Annotated in this window: 14 protein-coding genes and 1 tRNA gene; 8 read left to right on the plus strand and 7 right to left on the minus strand. The window is 23.4% G+C overall.

Annotation, left to right across the window (positions count from 1 at the left end; translation table 11 throughout):
- Position 1: 1 nt before the first annotated feature.
- Positions 2–1234 carry a glutamate-5-semialdehyde dehydrogenase gene (locus B0174_RS03625; protein WP_108558295.1) on the minus strand — a complete coding sequence of 411 codons (1233 nt, stop codon included), beginning with the start codon at positions 1232–1234 and terminating at the stop codon, positions 2–4.
- 127 nt (positions 1235–1361) lie between these two features.
- Positions 1362–1580, minus strand: coding sequence for a hypothetical protein (locus tag B0174_RS03630; RefSeq protein WP_108558296.1), 219 nt, complete (start codon positions 1578–1580; stop codon positions 1362–1364).
- Positions 1581–1898: 318 nt separating this feature from the next.
- Here B0174_RS03630 and B0174_RS03635 point away from each other — a divergent pair, with 318 nt between their 5' ends.
- Positions 1899–2213, plus strand: coding sequence for a hypothetical protein (locus tag B0174_RS03635; RefSeq protein ID WP_108558297.1), 315 nt, complete (start codon positions 1899–1901; stop codon positions 2211–2213).
- Between the two features lie 9 nt (positions 2214–2222).
- Positions 2223–2597, plus strand: coding sequence for a hypothetical protein (locus tag B0174_RS03640; RefSeq protein WP_108558298.1), 375 nt, complete (start codon positions 2223–2225; stop codon positions 2595–2597).
- Between the two features lie 16 nt (positions 2598–2613).
- Here the strand turns inward: B0174_RS03640 and B0174_RS03645 are convergent, their stop codons facing one another.
- A complete protein-coding gene (locus tag B0174_RS03645; RefSeq protein WP_108558299.1) occupies positions 2614–4539 on the minus strand; it encodes a mechanosensitive ion channel family protein in 1926 nt (641 codons plus the stop codon).
- Positions 4540–4793: 254 nt separating this feature from the next.
- On the opposite strand from B0174_RS03645, the gene B0174_RS03650 reads away from it, so the two are divergent.
- The 5 genes from B0174_RS03650 (at position 4794) to B0174_RS03670 (ending at position 10977) form a co-directional block, all read left to right on the plus strand.
- Positions 4794–6095 (plus strand): tyrosine-type recombinase/integrase, encoded by a 1302-nt coding sequence (locus tag B0174_RS03650; protein WP_133174787.1) that lies wholly within the window; start codon positions 4794–4796, stop codon positions 6093–6095.
- Between the two features lie 163 nt (positions 6096–6258).
- On the plus strand, positions 6259–6528 hold the full coding sequence (locus tag B0174_RS03655) for a hypothetical protein (RefSeq protein WP_108558301.1): 270 nt from the start codon (positions 6259–6261) through the stop codon (positions 6526–6528).
- Positions 6529–6616: 88 nt separating this feature from the next.
- A complete protein-coding gene (locus B0174_RS03660; protein ID WP_108558302.1) occupies positions 6617–6826 on the plus strand; it encodes a hypothetical protein in 210 nt (69 codons plus the stop codon).
- Positions 6827–6918: 92 nt separating this feature from the next.
- Positions 6919–8817, plus strand: a complete 1899-nt coding sequence (locus tag B0174_RS03665) for an FtsK/SpoIIIE domain-containing protein (protein ID WP_165790387.1) — start codon at positions 6919–6921, stop codon at positions 8815–8817.
- Between the two features lie 453 nt (positions 8818–9270).
- Complete coding sequence (locus B0174_RS03670) at positions 9271–10977, plus strand: hypothetical protein (protein WP_108558304.1); 1707 nt, start codon at positions 9271–9273, stop codon at positions 10975–10977.
- A 91-nt stretch (positions 10978–11068) separates the two neighbouring features.
- Here the strand turns inward: B0174_RS03670 and B0174_RS03675 are convergent.
- From B0174_RS03675 to B0174_RS03685, 3 genes are all read right to left on the minus strand, one after another.
- A tRNA-Leu gene (locus B0174_RS03675) sits at positions 11069–11153 on the minus strand.
- An 86-nt stretch (positions 11154–11239) separates the two neighbouring features.
- Positions 11240–13363 (minus strand): methyl-accepting chemotaxis protein, encoded by a 2124-nt coding sequence (locus tag B0174_RS03680; protein WP_108558305.1) that lies wholly within the window; start codon positions 13361–13363, stop codon positions 11240–11242.
- 159 nt (positions 13364–13522) lie between these two features.
- On the minus strand, positions 13523–13837 hold the full coding sequence (locus tag B0174_RS03685) for a F0F1 ATP synthase subunit C (protein WP_108558306.1): 315 nt from the start codon (positions 13835–13837) through the stop codon (positions 13523–13525).
- Positions 13838–14011: 174 nt separating this feature from the next.
- On the opposite strand from B0174_RS03685, the gene B0174_RS03690 reads away from it, so the two are divergent.
- Positions 14012–16096 (plus strand): hypothetical protein, encoded by a 2085-nt coding sequence (locus B0174_RS03690; RefSeq protein WP_108558307.1) that lies wholly within the window; start codon positions 14012–14014, stop codon positions 16094–16096.
- A 37-nt stretch (positions 16097–16133) separates the two neighbouring features.
- Here B0174_RS03690 and nirD read toward each other — a convergent pair whose 3' ends face one another.
- Positions 16134–16451, minus strand: a complete 318-nt coding sequence (gene nirD, locus B0174_RS03695; protein ID WP_108558308.1) for a nitrite reductase small subunit NirD — start codon at positions 16449–16451, stop codon at positions 16134–16136.

A 16451-nucleotide genomic window follows, 5' to 3' on the forward strand; every position in this document is an offset into this window, starting at 1 on the left:
ATTATCTAATTTGACCAGAACCGTAAATTTTGTATTTAAATGTTGTTAAATCATTTATTCCCATTGGTCCTCTTGAATGAAGTTTATTTGTTGAAATTCCAACTTCTGCACCTAATCCAAAAGCTCCACCATCTGTAAATCTTGTACTTGCATTTGCATAAACACAAGCTGCATCAACTTCACTTAAAAATTTATTTACAGTTGAATAATTTTCACTTAAAATTGCTTCTGAGTGTCCTGAACCATGTCTTTGAATATGAGTAATTGCCTCATCTACATTTTTTACAAGTTTAATATTTAAAATATTAGCTAAATATTCAGTATCATAATCTTCAAGTGTTACAGGAATTGCTTTTATATATTTTAAAGTTTCACTACAACCTTTTAAAACTGTTCCTTGTTCTGCAAATGCATCTTCAAGTCCTGTTAAAATATAAGGAGCAATATCTTCATGAACTAAAAGTGTTTCCATAGAATTACAAGCGCTAGGTCTTTGACATTTTGCATTTATAGCAATATCTATGATTTTAGCAGGTGCTGCATCTTTATCTACATAAATATGACAAATACCTTTATCGTGTTTAATAACTGGAATTGACGAATTTTCACTTACAAATTTTATAAGTGCTTCGCCACCTCTTGGAACGATTAAATCAACATATTTATCTTGTTTTATAAGTTTTGCAACACCTTCTCTACTTGAATCAGGCAATAATGAAATTGCTTGTTCTGGAAGTTTATTTTTTGCTAAAACTTCTTTTAAAACAACGGCTATTGCTTTATTTGAATGCTCAGCTTCTTTTCCACCTTTTAAAACGCAAACATTTCCACTTTTAAAACATAAAGCTGCGGTGTCACTTGTAACATTTGGACGGCTTTCATAAATAATACCAATTACACCAATTGGTATTGATACTTTTTGAATATTTAATCCAGATTCTGTAACCCAACCATCAAGTATTCTTCCTACAGGTTCATTTTGTGATGCTATTTGTCTGATTGCATCTGACATTTCTTGAACTCTTGTACCTGTTAAAAGTAATCTATCTTGTAAAGCTTCACTTAAATTATTAACTCTTGCTTCAATCATATCTTTTTCATTATGTGTGATTATAAAATCACAGTGGTTTATTAAAGCATCTGCCATTTCATTTAAAACTTTATTTTTAACAGCAGTACTTAGGTTTGCAATAGTTCGGCTTGATTTTTTTGCCTCTTCTAAAAATACTTGCATAATAATTCCTATTAATTAATTTATAAATTTATTTTTTACTATTAGGCACAAATTTGAAAAAATATATAAAATACCTAACATAATAACGCTTGAGTATTTTATGTATAATCTGCTTAAATAAGGCTTTTTACTGGCAAACTCCACTATCTTTTAGTAGTTCTTTTATCTGCTTACATTTTTTATTATCAATATAAAGATTTAACCAAGACTCAACCCAATACGGAACATTTCGTCCATTATTTCCCCATGAATTTACGCTTTGATATTTTAAACCTAAATATTGTGAAAATGTTCGTTTATTAAAATCAGCCTTTTTTAATAATTGTTTAAAACTTTCTTTTTCCATCTTTCTCCACCAAATAATATGCAAAAGTATATCATAAAATAATTTATAATATATAAATACATATATATTTAAGTTGATTGTTATTTGTAATTGCATATAATTTAGGACAGAAAAAATGAGGAATATAAAATGAAAATAAAAGCATTTTTAACAAGTGGTAGATTTAGAATTATTAATGTATTCAAAATTGATGATATAAAAAATATTGCTGCTTCATATCCTAGATGGGAATATATTTTATAAATACCCTATGAATTTATAGTTATTAGTTCATTAATATATAAATGTTAAAATAAATAAAAATTAATGGAAAATATAATGGGAATTAAAGATAAATTAAAAGAAAACTCTAACAAGTTATTAAATCTTGCAAGTGAAAATGCTACAAAAGCTTTTGATTATCCAAAAATTAAAAGTCAACAAATAAAAGATGCAATAAATCTAAAAATTCGAGAAAAAGCCATATTAGCTACAAAAGCTAGACTTGTTGAAAATTATAAAACATTTGATGATTATAGTGATGAACAATTGGAAATAATTATTGCAGATGAAGAACGAAAAATTGTTGATGATTTAAAAACAAAATCCCTTGTTGTTGCACTTGCAGCTCTTGGGCTTAACTTTTTTATATAGAGTTTAGAAATGTTTAAACAAGTTAAATCTGCACTTTTTTGGTATTATTTATTTAAATTTAGAAGAAGAGTGATTTTAATAGTTTTACTTTTAATAATTGCATTTTTTGCAAATGCAATTTATGGTGATGTTGTTGAATATTTAAAATTAAAAGATAAATTATCTTATTTAGAAATAGCACTTATTTCAAAGTGGTTGATAATTATTTTTAATATAGTTTTCTCAATTTATCTTATTTTGACTATGTTTAAAAAAGAAGAAAATATTGAAGAAAAAAGTCTAAAAAAAGAGCATAAAAAAGAGGAAAAATTTACTCAAAGAGAGAAAAAGTTTTTATATAAAAAAACTCTTAAAACAAAAGCTGATTTATTAGTAGAGAAATAAAATAATAGATTGAAGATTAAATATTTTCTTCTATTTTCTCTTCACTTTTGTCTTGTGTCTTTTCGTCGTTTTTTATAAAAATAGTTTGTGAAGGATATGCAAAATCACAATTATTTTTCTCAACAAGTTTTGCAATTTTTATCATAACTTCTTGTTTTGTCTCAAGCCAATCTTCCCATACAGGACTTTTTGAAAAACAATAAACAAGTATATTTATAGATGAAGACTCAAATTCATCAATAAAAACTAAAAGAGTATTTTTAATACCATATAAATCCTCTCTTTTTATAGCTTCAAAAGCTTTTGTTCTTGAAATATTGATATTGTTATTTGTAGCAATTTTAGGATTTGTTATTAACATATCAAAAATATCATTTTTAAGATTTATAATATCTTGCATTTTATTTTCATAACTAATACCTATTGACATTTTTATTCTTCTTCCAATTACTCTTTTTGACCAGTTTAAAATATGAGCATTTGCAATTTGTGAATTTGGAACTGTAATCATTGCATTATCAAAGGTTCTAATTCTTGTAGTTCTCATTCTAATATCAACAACAGTTCCCTCAAAATCCTTTGTTTTAATCCAATCACCTTGAGAAAATGAGTTATCAGTCATAATATTTAATGAAGCAAAAAAGTTTGCTAAGGTATCTTTTGCAGCAAGTGCAATAGCAATACCTCCAACTCCAAGTGATGCTGCAATTGCTTTTACATCAAGACCTAATTGTGTAAATAAAAATAAAATAACAACTAATATAAGTACAACTTTGATGATTTTTAGTATAAAAACAATCATCTCTTTTCTTACATTTTTATATTTTTCAAGTAAGTTTTGAGCATAAATTGTAATACTATTATTTAGCACTGAATAAATTGCCCAAGTTAAAAGAGCCATATAAATAGTGTTTATCCAAGGAATAATATGATTTATTATAGTTTGATCTTTAATCAAAATAAAAAGAGAAATCTGAATAGAGAAAAGATATAAACTATAAATTAAAGGTGAATTAATGGCATCTTTTAAATAAAAGAGTATATTTTCTTCATCTTTTGTTTCTTTTTTTATAAAAATTATCGAAATAAAATTTGCAATTAAATCAATTACATATCTATTAATTAGTCTAAAAAATAAACTTATCAATAAAACAACAACAACTTCTCCCACAGAAAAATTTAAGTGATAAGAGGTTAATGATGATAAAAATGAGATACCTTTTATATTATCAATTTTACTTATCATATATTTTAGATTAAATTCATCGATAAGAAAGTTTGAGTTTCTAAATTTTTGAATATTTGTATATAAGTATTGTAGAATAAAAAGTTGAGAGTGTTTTTGATTATAAAGGTTAATATAATTATTTATAAGCTCATTTGAGATTTTATTATTACTATTTTTTAATTCAGATTCATATATTAAAGTATAATTATCAAGTTTAAAATCTTGAATTTGTTTAATATTTTCAAGTAAAATATCTTCAAAGTATTTCTTATTTCTAAACTCTTGTTTTCCAATAATAATATCTTTTAATGTAGTTTCATAAGCAGCTCTTTCTTTTAAATAAGCAATTCTCAATTCATCTCTTTTAATTGCAATAGCGTTATTCTGGATATTATTGGCATTTATTCTATTGTTTAAGAAAAGGATTTCATTATCATAATAATTTTTATCAGGAAGATTGCTTAAATAAAATTCGTTATTTATATTTTTAATAACTTCCTCAATTGTTTTAGTTTGAGAAGCGATTTGATCTTCAATATTTTGAGTAAGAGGATTCTCTGCATTATCAACAGATATTTGTTCATCTGTTTTTACACTAGATTGAGTGGATTCTTTTATTAAAAATTTTAATGGAGTTGTTGGAATAGTATCTGAAAATGAAAGTATAGGGATTATTAAAATTAGAAATATTTTTAATAATAAGTTGTAAAACATTTAGCTTTCCTTTTTTGATTTATAATTATATTGTCATTAAGCTTACTATAATATATTTTTATGGTATCAAAGTGTTATAAATGAAAAGTAAATAAAAAAAGAGTGGTGCGGTTAGCGAGATTTTAACTCTCCCCTTTATTTGAGCAAAAACACCAAAACCCCCAAGAAAACCCTAAAAAACAACATTTAAAACCACTCAAATGTAAATATATTATAAAAAAAACATATAAATAAAATAAAAAGTTGTATAAAAGTTGTATAAAATAAAAAATATATACTATAATTTAAAAAAAAATAGGAAAAGAAAAATGAAATTGATAAAAACAGAAATTCCAGGAGTTTATTATTTAGAAAATAAACAAAATATTACTTATTATTTTAGTTATAAAGATCCAATTACAAAAATAACAAAAAGAAAAAAATTATTTTCAGAAAAAGAACATTTAACAAAACACTTAAAAAAATGTGTGATAATGAGTAATGAAATAAAAGAAACACTAAAAAATTATAATTCTTCAGAAATTATTGAAAACCAAGAATTTAAAAATTATATAAGTTTAAATGAATTAACAAAAATTTATTTTGAGGACAGAATAAACACTAAAAAACGTATTTTGAAAGAAAAATATAATCATTTAACAAATGAAGAATTTGAAAACAATGTTTTAATAAAAAAACAAATTTATAACGTAACAAAAGAATTGTTGAGAATTAACAAAAACATACAAAATAGTAAAATATCACAAATAAATATTAACAGAATTACAAAAATAGACATTAAAGAATACATAGAAAACGATTTATTTAATACAAATTTGTCCCAAAAATCCAAATTTATGGTAATAAGTCAAATTAAAACAATTTTTAATTATGGAATAAAAAACGAAATAATTAACATAAAAAACCCATTTGAATATTTAAAATTTCAAAATCCCCAAAGAACCAGAAAAAGAGTTTTGAGTGAGGAAGAAATAACATTATTATTAAAAACTTTGAAAAAAGAAGAAAACATAAATCTGTATTTATGTGTATATTTAGGGGTTCTGACGGGGTCAAGAAGTAATACTGTGTTAAACATCAAAAAAAATGATATTGACACTAAAAACAAAACAATAAATTTAAATAATTTTAAAACAAACAAATTTTACAAAATTGGAATAAGTGAAACTGGAACGAAATGGATAGAAGAAAAAATTTTACCATTTAGAGAAAATGACGAATATTTAATAAAAAGTGATTTTAACGAAAAAAATAATATAAAACAAACTCAAATTTTAGCAAATGTTCAAAAAAAAGTTTATGAAATTATGAACACTTTATTTAATGAAAACATAAATAAAAAAAATAATTATGAAAGAGATAATGTAGTAAATTTTCATACAATAAGACGTAGTATTTCCACAAATTTGGTGAAAAATGGGGCAAACGTATACAACGTTATGAAATTCTTAAATCATTCATCAATTGACCAAACAATGAAATATTTGAACCTTGAAAATCACGAAATAAACAATGATGTTAATAATCTTATGAATAACATTTTTAAAGATTTTTAAAATAATTAACATAAAAAACCCCATAAAATCGATACTTTATAAAATAAATAACTAAATTTTGAATTTCTTTTAAATTTTCCTTGACTTCAAAAATTCTTTTATTATAATAACTTTATATATAACAAAAATTATATAAAACCAAAAAAATAAAAGGAATTAAAAAATGAAAATATTTATACAACGAGAAATTTTAGGACGGTTCGAAAGTGAATTTAATGATAAAGATAAAGGTTTAGTGAAAACTAAAAAAATCCAAATTTTAGACACTTTGGAAAATGGTAAACATGTTTTAAGTGAAATTAAATTAGATGAAAATCAAGACATTACTTTATTAATTCCAGGAACAAAAATTATGTTACCAGTTACATATTCAACTGTTCAAAATAAGACGTATTTTAAACAATTTGGAGAGTTAAAAATCAACGGAAAATAGGGGATAATACCCTTATTTTTAGATTATATTATAATAGTATCAAATCTTTAAAAAACACATAAATAACCCATAAAAAAAGGATAAAAAAATGGAAAAAACAACACTAAGAAAAAATGAATTTAGAGAAAATGAAACTAAAAATCCAAAATTAAAAAAAACAAATTTTGAAATCGAAGAAATATTATTTGAAAAAATTAAATTAGAACGACAAGAAAATTTTATTTCACAAAAAAAATTAGTAAATGAATTATTGAGATTAGGATTTAAAACATACCAAACAAATAAATTTAATATTTAATAATTTAATATTTTCCTTTAATTTTCCTTGACTTTCATTTCTGTTTTTTTATAATAATATATAACAAAATTATTAAAAAAATGGAGAAAAAAATGGAAAAATTAAAATTTATAGGAAAAATTTACACAAAATTTATTATAAAATATATTGTTATTAGTTTTATAATAATGTATTTATTACGTTATTTAATTGTAATTGTTCAAAGTTCAATTAAAAACAACACACTACATAACCCCTTTTTAACGACTTTTTACACGTTAAACGACTCACTTGATGAAAACATCAAAAATGAATATTTATTAACATATTTAGACCCTAAAACTTATGAAACAAAAGAAATTTTTATAACCAAAAAATTTTATGAAAATTACAATGATCTAGATTTTTCAAAAAATGATTCATACACTTTAACATTAACAAATCAAAATCAAATAAATACTAAAAACATAAAAAAAATTGAAAAAATAACATCCCAACCTTCAAAAAATAACACAATTATTAACAAAATTGATTTACCGTTAAAAGAAATTCAAGAAAAACATTTTAATTTAATTCAAGAAATTTATATGGATTTAATATTTAATATTTTATTTTTAATAGGTTTGTTCATCTATATTTACAAAAAAATTAAATTAAATAATTTTTATTTAATACCTTATAAATATAATTTTTTTCAAATTTATGGGACTGAACAAAACCAAAAAAAAATTTATGATAAATTTATAAAAAAAACAAGAAACAACGAGTTTATTTTTGAAAATTTAAGTAAAACGAATTATGACAAATACATAAAAGAACGTGAAAACATTAAACAAAGTCTAAATTTTGAAAATTTGGAAATTGAAAGATATAAAACAAATCAAATTATTTTAAAACAAACAAATTTAATTAAAAATTTAGATTTTGACAAAAATAAATTACAAAAAAATAAAATTTATATAGGTTTTAAAAAAGGAAATATTGACACATATTTAGACATAAACGGACTTAACCACACGATAATTGTGGGGGAACCGGGAAGTGGAAAATCAGTTTTTATACAAAATTTATTATTAAGTTTTTTTTATAATCAAGAAAATTTCGAAAAATTTATTATGGTTGACCCCAAAATGGTTGAACTTTCTAGGTATAAAATATTTAAAAAAGTTGATTATATTGAAAACATGGAAAAAGTTTTAGAAATGTTCCAAAATCTACAAAAAACAATGTATAAAAGACTTGAAAAAATGGAAAAAGAGGGGTTAGTAAAATCAAATGAAAAATTTATTCTGGTTTTAATTGATGAATTTCGAACCTTAAAAAATAACACTTTAGAAAAAAAAGAAAATGATTTAATGGAAAAATTTTTAATAGATTTAATCCAAAAAAGTAGACGAACAAACATAAGAATTTTATTTCGAGGTCAAAAACGTGATACCCAAAACATTAGTTCAAATGTTCTCCGAAACATACAAACAAGGATTTTATTAAAAACAAAAAATAACGATAATATCACTAAAATTGGGGGAAATAGTGAAGAATTAGAAACTTATTCATTAACCAATAACGACATAAAAAACTTTCAAAAAGGAAGAGGAATTTACAAGGATGGGGATAGTGGAGAAGTTTATTTATTTCAAAGTCCATTTTTCAATATTCAAGACCAAAACCACTTAAATTTTATGTTTTCACTACTTGAAAAAAAAGAGAATATTGAAAAAATCACTAATTTAGTTGTTCAACCTCCAAAAAATGAGAATGTTAAAATAGAGGAAGAAATCAAAAATGAGGTAATAATACAAGAAACTAAAACAAACGTCCCAAAAACCGTTGAAATGATTGAAATTCAAGAGTTATGGGATAAATGTAAAACAATAAAATCAGAAAAAACGAAATCAGAAATGAGAAAAAAAGTTCAAAAACTAAAAAGATTATTTCACAATCAAAAATTTGAAGAATTAGAAAAAACATTTGAAGAAATAAAAAAGTATTTTGATAATCCAAAAAATTAAAGTTCACAAAAATTAAAGTTTACCGAAGTTGGGAAAAAAACACCGTCGGAGACTTCAAAAGGAAAACAATAATCTAGTGTTTGATTGTAAAAACATAAATCTAAAAAAAACGAGGTTGTTGGGGTTGTGAGGTTATTTTTTTTGTAAAAAAAAATGTTCTCACGTTCCCAATGTTCTCAGTTTTTTTCCCTTGTTTCTTTTAAAGTATACATTACAATAAAGTTCCCAATGGGAAATTTTTGAAACCAAAAAAAACGAAAAAAAAACGAAACAAAAAAAGATAAAAAACAACAAAAAGAAAACATAAAAAAAGAGAAAAATTAGGAAAAAATTGAGTTTCTTTTATAATAAATAAATGTAAATCAAAAAAAAAAGACAAAAAAAAAGGATAAGTCCGAAAAACTTACCCTAAGAGAGACAAAAAAATCTAAAACCCGACCAAAGGAATTAAAAATGAAAGAATTGTTAAATTCATACACTAATTATATTAAAAACAAAAACAAAGTCAAGTTAGACAATAGAAAAAATTTTAAAAGAAAAACACTTTTGAGATCAAGTAACCCAAATACTCCACTAATAACGTTGTTTGACGTTGAAAACTACACAAAAAAAGTGAAAAAATCAATTATACAAAACGAGATTTCATCAATTTCCCAAAAAATAGATGAAGAAAACAAAAATTTAATGTTTATAACAACGACATTAAACCCAAAAATGAACCTAACACGTGAAAAAATTGAAGAATACAAAAATAAATTTTTATTAAACGATTTTGAAATAATTGAAAAAATTCAAACAGACCAATATGAAACATTTAAAAGTTTTAATAACAAAATAGTTAAATATTATTATAAAAACAACGAAAACGAAAATATAACTTTAAAAACAGATTTTTTAAGGGTTTTGGAACTAACAAAAAATTTAAACATACACCAACACCAAATCACATTAACTAACGATATTAACGAAACTATTGAGGTTATAAGACGAATAATTCTTAAAAGAACAAATGAACAAGTTGGAAGGATTGAAATTCGATTAAAAGAAAATTTACTAAATGAAATAATGAAAAAAGGAATAATTTATAGATTAAATAATAAAGTTATAAATGTAACATTTAAACAAATAATACAAAAAAAAGATAAATTTAATAGAACATTTTACAAACTGACAGAAACAGAAGAAGAAAAAGGAAATTTTATTTATTTAAAACCAATTTTAAACAACGAAAACAACGAAGAAAACGAACAAAAAAACACAAATCTAGAGATAACAAAATATTTATTTAAATACCTTTTAAAAAGTAATAGTGAAGAAAGTTTTGAAAATCAACTTTTTCACAATTTAGAAATGAGACAAAACCAATATTCCCACAACTTTTTCACGGATAAAATAAATAAAAGTGATTTATTTAAAATTTCATCAATTTTATACAAAAATTTATATGATATACAAATAAAAACAAAAATTAGAGTAAAAAACACAAAAGGAATGATTTACGAAACACGTAAATTGTTAAATAATAACATAATTGAGTATAACAAAAAAGACAAAATAATTATTTATAATAATAAAGAAAAAGACGAAAAAGAAGAATTATTACATTTAAATAAATACGAAAAAGAAACAATTAAGGGAAAATTTCGGGAATTTGAAGTGATAGGAAAAAAATCATTTCATAACGAAAAAATAACAATGGAAGAAGAATACAAATGGAAAAAATTATTACTAAAACAAACGTATGAAAAACAATTTTTACAAAAAAAATTATTAGAAAAAAAGAAAGAATTAAAACTTTTTAATACAACAATAAAACAATTTAATGATATAAAAAAACAATTTCCAAATTTTGAAAATGAAGAAATGACAAAAATACACAAAAATTTTGGAAGAATGGTTAAATACCTAAATTTTGAAAAAGAACTAAAAAAAGACTGGGAAATGAACTATATTTTTTACATACACCAAAATTATAATTTAAAAGATACATTATTTTTATTAAGTTTCCAAAATTATAAAACAAAAAAATTAAATGAAAAAGAAAAAGAAAAAAGGGAAAATGAGGAAGAAAATTTAAAAATGAGAGAAGAAAAAGAAAAATATTTTTCAAATTTAATTGAAAATAGAAATTATAAAATTGAAACAATAGACAATTTTTAAAACTAAAAAATATAAAGTTGTATAAAAGTTGTATAAATATTATAAAAGAAATTAAAAAGTGATATAAAGACGATAATATGGGGGTTGTAAATGGTGCGGTTAGCGAGATTTGAACTCGCACACCCATAGGGCACTACCACCTCAAGGTAGCGTGTCTACCGTTCCACCATAACCGCACAAAATAAGGTGGAAATTTTACTATCATAATACTTCATACAAGTTTAATTATTATAATAGTTTTTCTTGTATGAAGTAGTATAAATTATTTGTTTCTGAACTCTTTTTCATTTACTGTTTCTAGTATTCTTTTGGCAATTTTAGATGTATTGATTGCAATATCATGGGTTTGTGAGGCAACGGATGCGTTATTTTGTGTTTGTCTATCTAATCTATTTACAACATCATTTATTTGCTCAATACTTGTTCTTTGCTCACTTGAAGATATTGAAATATCATGTATAACTTCAGTTGTTTTTGCTATATTTTCTTTTAATTTAATATAACCTTTTATCATATCATCAGCAATTTTTTTACCACTATTTGTTTTACTTGTAGCATTTTCAACTAATTCTTTTATCTCTTTTGCAGCTTCTGCACTTCTATTTGCTAGGTTTCGCACTTCAGCAGCAACAACTGCGAATCCACGGCCTGCTTCTCCAGCAGTTGCTGCTTCTACTGCTGCGTTTAAAGATAGAATATTTGTTTGGAAGGCGATTTGATCAATCACTGTAATTGCATCTGCAATAGATTGGGTTTGTTCATTTATGGAATCCATTGAATCAACTGTAATATTAGCTAGTTTTTGACCTTCTTCAATTGAAGTTGATAACTCTTTTGAATGGGTTTCCATTTTTGAAATTCTTTCTGTATTATTAATTACAGTGCTTGTAATTTCTTCAAGAGCAGCAGCTGTTTCTTCTAATGATACGGCTGTTTCATTTGAAGCTTTATTTAATACATTTACATTTTCTAATAAAATTTTTGAACTTTCATCTAGTGTTAATCCATTTGTTTTATTTTCTTGAAGCATTTGATTAATAATGTCTGATAAGTTATTTAATCCAAGGGCAACATTTCCACTTGGATTAGAAATATTATTAACAAAATTTAATTTTGAATACTCTTCAAGTGATGATAAAATAACATTAATATCTTCATTAACATTTTCTTTAATTGTTCCAATCATATCATTTAACATATCTTTCAATTCATTTAATGAAGAGTTAGATGTTGTATTTTTTATTTGTAAATTTAAATGACCTTCTTTAACTCTATTTACAACATTTTTAACTTCTTCAATTAATTTTTTATCTTCATTTAAATTATGGAAAATCAATTCCATTTGTTTATCAATTTCAGCTGCCATATTTCCAAACTCATCATTTGATTGAATATTTAGTTTGTTAATATTTTTTTCTTCACCTTTTAAGTATTTGAAAAAGAAATTTAATCCACTTTCTAGAGTTTTTAATGGAGCTAATATTTTAACAAGTGCAAAAAGTAAAATAAGTAAAATAATAACAAGTAAAGCAACATATAAAACTACTTCTTTGATTAAATTTGCATTTATTTTATCTGAGATAGATTTCTTATTTAATTGAATTATTAATTTCCAAGCTGTAACATCAACAGAGCTAAAAGCAACTAATTGAGGAGCATTTTCATCTAAAGCTTCACCAAAATTTGAAGGATTATCACTTTTGATTTGTTCATAAATTTTATTTGGAAGATTAAATAGCTTATCATCTTTATGAATGATTGTTTTTCCCTCTTTATCTACAAGATATGCAAATCCTTGCTCGTCTAGACTAACATTTAAAACAGCATTTACAACTGTATCAAGGGCAATATCAGAACCAATAACCCCAATAATTACACCATCTTTTTTAATAGGTGCAAATACAGAAATAACTAATTTTTTAGTAGAAAAATCTATATATGGTTCAATGATTCCTGATTTATTTGTTTCAACAGCTTTTTTATACCAAGGTCTTGCTCTTGAGTCATAATCGTGGGTTTGAGGTGTTCTATAAGTTCCATCAAATTGTAGGAAGTTTCCATTTTGTTCAATTCCTAGATATACTCCTGAAAATTTACCAGATAAATTTCCTAATCGTAATCTATTAATAACTTCATCATTTTTAACATTTAATGATAATGATGAAACTTCAAAAGCAACCGCTTCAATAATATCAATTTTTGATTGTAAATAATTATTAATTGATTTTGAAGTCACTTTTGCTAAATCTAGCTCTTTTTGTTTTATTAAATTATATTCTGAATTGTAGTTATTATAAGAGTTATAAAACCCTAAAATAATAAATGAAATTGAGACACTAACTAGTATTAAAGTAAGAATTTTACTTTTTATCGTAGTATTTTTCATCACTAATCCTTTTGTTCTATATTATGAAATATTGTATCAAACAAAAGAGTATAAAAAGTGGGGGAAATAATTATTTATTAAAAAGCAGAATAAAAAAAAGGTCAAGAAGAAAAACTTCTTGACCTTTTAAAGTATTTATTAAATCTGTAGATTTAAAGATTACCCTAAAAATGGATTTGCATATAATGCAATCATAGCAACAACAAGTGCATAAATAACTTGTGCTTCGATCATCGCTAAAGCAATGAACATAGTTGTCATTAATTTTCCACCTAAACCTGGGTTTCTAGCAGTACCAGCAATAGTTGCAGCAGCAGTATTACCCATACCAATAGCACCACCAAGTGCAGCAAGACCTAATCCAATTCCAGCAGCTACTACAGAGTAAGCTTTTAAAGTTTGGTTAGCAACTTCACCATCAGCAGCGAATGCAACAGCAGCAATAGCTAACATTAAAAGAACGATTTTTTTCATTCTAGATCCTTATATTTTATTAGTTTCAAAGTCTGTTCGGCTTGCGTATCCCTACTTAACACTTTGTTGGCGGTGATTATATACAAATAAAAATAAAATAAAGCTAAAAATTTCATTTTCTTTTTATTTACCAAAGTTTGATAAAATGAGCATAATTATTGAAAAAGGGTACAAATGAAAAAAATATTTTTATCTATTAGTCTACTTATTATTCTATTTTTAGGAGCAATTTATGGATTATTATTTACAAAATTTGGGAACAATATAGTTTCATCATATATTGAAAATAAAGTTAATCTAGATCAAAAAAATGTGAAATTAAAAGTAAATAATTTTACATTAACTTCAAATTATTTAAATTTTGATGCGTCGATAAATGATAATTCTAAAATAAATATATCAGGTGAATTATCTATTTTCAAAAAAAGTGTAGATTTAAAATATGATATAAAAATAAATGATTTATCAACTTTGAAAAATTTAACTAAACAAGAATTTAAAGGTCCATTTGTTACTAATGGAATTTTTATTGGAAATGAAGATGAAGCAATTATTCAAGGAATCTCAGATATTGCACAAAGTCAAACAAAATATTATTTTAACTTAGAAGATTTTGAGCCTAGAAATATAAATATTCAAGTTAAAAATGCAAAAATTGAAGATTTATTAACTTTATTAAATAAACCAATATATGCAAAGGGTGATTTGAATATATTAGCTGATATAAAAAATGCAAATATTTCAAATTTAGATGGAATGATTGTTTCTAAAATATCTAATGGAAAAATAGATAATGAAGTTATAAATAAAGAGTTTAATCAGGCTTTAGTTTCACCCATTAGTTTTAATAGTGAAATAAATGCTCTTTTGTTTCCAAATAAAGTTGAAATTAAAACGGACATAACAAGTTCTTTAGCAAATATTATCATCAATAAAACAGTAGTTAACCTATCAAAAAATGAAATTGATTCTGATTACAAAGTTGATATTAAAAATTTAAGTAAGTTTGAGGGAATAATTGCAAAAAAATTAAATGGAGAATTTACAACAAAAGGTAATTTAAAAGCATTTGATGAAACAATTAATATTGATGGTGATTCAGATCTTTTTGATAGTGTTATAAAATATAATACAAACTTGATAAATTTTAAACCTTCATATATTAAATTTTCTGTTGAAAATGCAAAATTAGAAAAATTATTTCAAATGCTAAATGAACCTATTTATGCACTTGGTGATTTTAATATTCAAGGTGAAGTAAAAAATGCGAATATTGAAAGTTTAGATGGAAATATCAGCTCAAAAATTACTAACGCTACAATTGTAAATGAAGTTACAAATACAGTATTTAAACAAAGTATAAAAGAAAAAGTTAATTTCGATTTAAATATTGATACTAATTTAGTTCCAAATCAAGCTGTATCAAAAGCAAAATTACATACAACAATCGGAAATTTAACATCACAAAATAGTGTTTATAATTTTATGCAGGATTCATTTAATAGTGATTATTTATTAAATATTCAATCTTTAGAGAAGTTGAATAATGTTTTAAATATGAATTTAAGAGGAAAAATTGATATAAATGGAGAAATAGCTAAAAAAGAAAATTCTCTTTTATTAAATGGAAAATCAAATACTTTAGGTGGAACTTTTGATTTTGATTTGAAAAATGATAAATTAAATGCAAATTTAAAAAATATTGATGTTCAAGAATTATCTTATATGTTAGATTATTCAAAAATAATTGATTCAAAAGCAAATTTTGTTTTGGATTATGATTTATTACATAAAAAAGGTGACTTAGTTGGAAAACTTATAAATGGACATTTATTAGAAAATAATTTCACACTTTTACTTAGTCAATTAGGAAAATTTGATTTAAGCAAAGAAGTTTATGAAACACTTGATATAAATAGCCAAATTGATAATAGAGTTTTAACATCTGATTTAATTATGAAAAGTGCAAATACACAAATTGATGTTAAAGATTCTATGTTGGACTTAGAACAAAAATTAATTGATGCAAAAATTAATGCAATAATAAAAAGTAAAAAATATGAAATAGAAGTAAAAGGTGAAACTTCTAATCCTAAAATTTCTTTAAATACAAAAGATTTATTAATAGAAAAGATTGATAAACAACTTGAAAAGAAAAGAGATAAAATCGAAGAAAAATTAAATAAAGTTTTAGGTGGAAATGCAGATGATAATAAAGCTAAAGAACTTATAAATAATTTAAAATTACTAATAAAATAGAGTTTGAAACTCTATTTTATTTTCTAAAATTAAAGTACTAAAGACTTAAAAATAAAATTCCATCTTCAATTTTTGTTTCATAAACAGCAGTGCAACCACTATCATTGCCCAAAGCAAAGCCACTTTGTAAATCTATTTCCCAGTTATGTAAAGGGCAAGTTACTTGTTTTTCATGAACTAAACCTTCACTTAGTTTTCCTTTTTTATGGGGACAAATATTATTAATGGCAAAAATTGAGCCATCTCTTGTTTTGAAAATCGCAATTTCAATATCTTCAATTGCTACTTTTCTTGAACCCATTAAAGGGATGTTTTTAACCTCTGTGATTTTGTACCATTTTGCTACTTTTGACAT

The organism is Arcobacter caeni, from assembly GCF_003063245.1.
GTDB classification, from domain to species: Bacteria; Campylobacterota; Campylobacteria; order Campylobacterales; family Arcobacteraceae; genus Aliarcobacter; species Aliarcobacter caeni.

What these genes read in the sequence shown, in the direction of transcription:
- B0174_RS03690 (WP_108558307.1), top strand. Translation starts at nt 14,012, where the DNA reads ATGAAAAAAATATTTTTATCTATTAGTCTACTTATTATTCTATTTTTA.
- B0174_RS03685 (WP_108558306.1), bottom strand. Translation starts at nt 13,837, where the DNA reads ATGAAAAAAATCGTTCTTTTAATGTTAGCTATTGCTGCTGTTGCATTC.
- B0174_RS03680 (WP_108558305.1), bottom strand. Translation starts at nt 13,363, where the DNA reads ATGAAAAATACTACGATAAAAAGTAAAATTCTTACTTTAATACTAGTT.
- B0174_RS03630 (WP_108558296.1), bottom strand. Translation starts at nt 1,580, where the DNA reads ATGGAAAAAGAAAGTTTTAAACAATTATTAAAAAAGGCTGATTTTAAT.
- B0174_RS03655 (WP_108558301.1), top strand. Translation starts at nt 6,259, where the DNA reads ATGAAAATATTTATACAACGAGAAATTTTAGGACGGTTCGAAAGTGAA.
- B0174_RS03665 (WP_165790387.1), top strand. Translation starts at nt 6,919, where the DNA reads ATGGAAAAATTAAAATTTATAGGAAAAATTTACACAAAATTTATTATA.
- B0174_RS03660 (WP_108558302.1), top strand. Translation starts at nt 6,617, where the DNA reads ATGGAAAAAACAACACTAAGAAAAAATGAATTTAGAGAAAATGAAACT.
- B0174_RS03625 (WP_108558295.1), bottom strand. Translation starts at nt 1,234, where the DNA reads ATGCAAGTATTTTTAGAAGAGGCAAAAAAATCAAGCCGAACTATTGCA.
- B0174_RS03635 (WP_108558297.1), top strand. Translation starts at nt 1,899, where the DNA reads ATGGGAATTAAAGATAAATTAAAAGAAAACTCTAACAAGTTATTAAAT.
- B0174_RS03645 (WP_108558299.1), bottom strand. Translation starts at nt 4,539, where the DNA reads ATGTTTTACAACTTATTATTAAAAATATTTCTAATTTTAATAATCCCT.
- B0174_RS03640 (WP_108558298.1), top strand. Translation starts at nt 2,223, where the DNA reads ATGTTTAAACAAGTTAAATCTGCACTTTTTTGGTATTATTTATTTAAA.
- B0174_RS03670 (WP_108558304.1), top strand. Translation starts at nt 9,271, where the DNA reads ATGAAAGAATTGTTAAATTCATACACTAATTATATTAAAAACAAAAAC.
- nirD (WP_108558308.1), bottom strand. Translation starts at nt 16,451, where the DNA reads ATGTCAAAAGTAGCAAAATGGTACAAAATCACAGAGGTTAAAAACATC.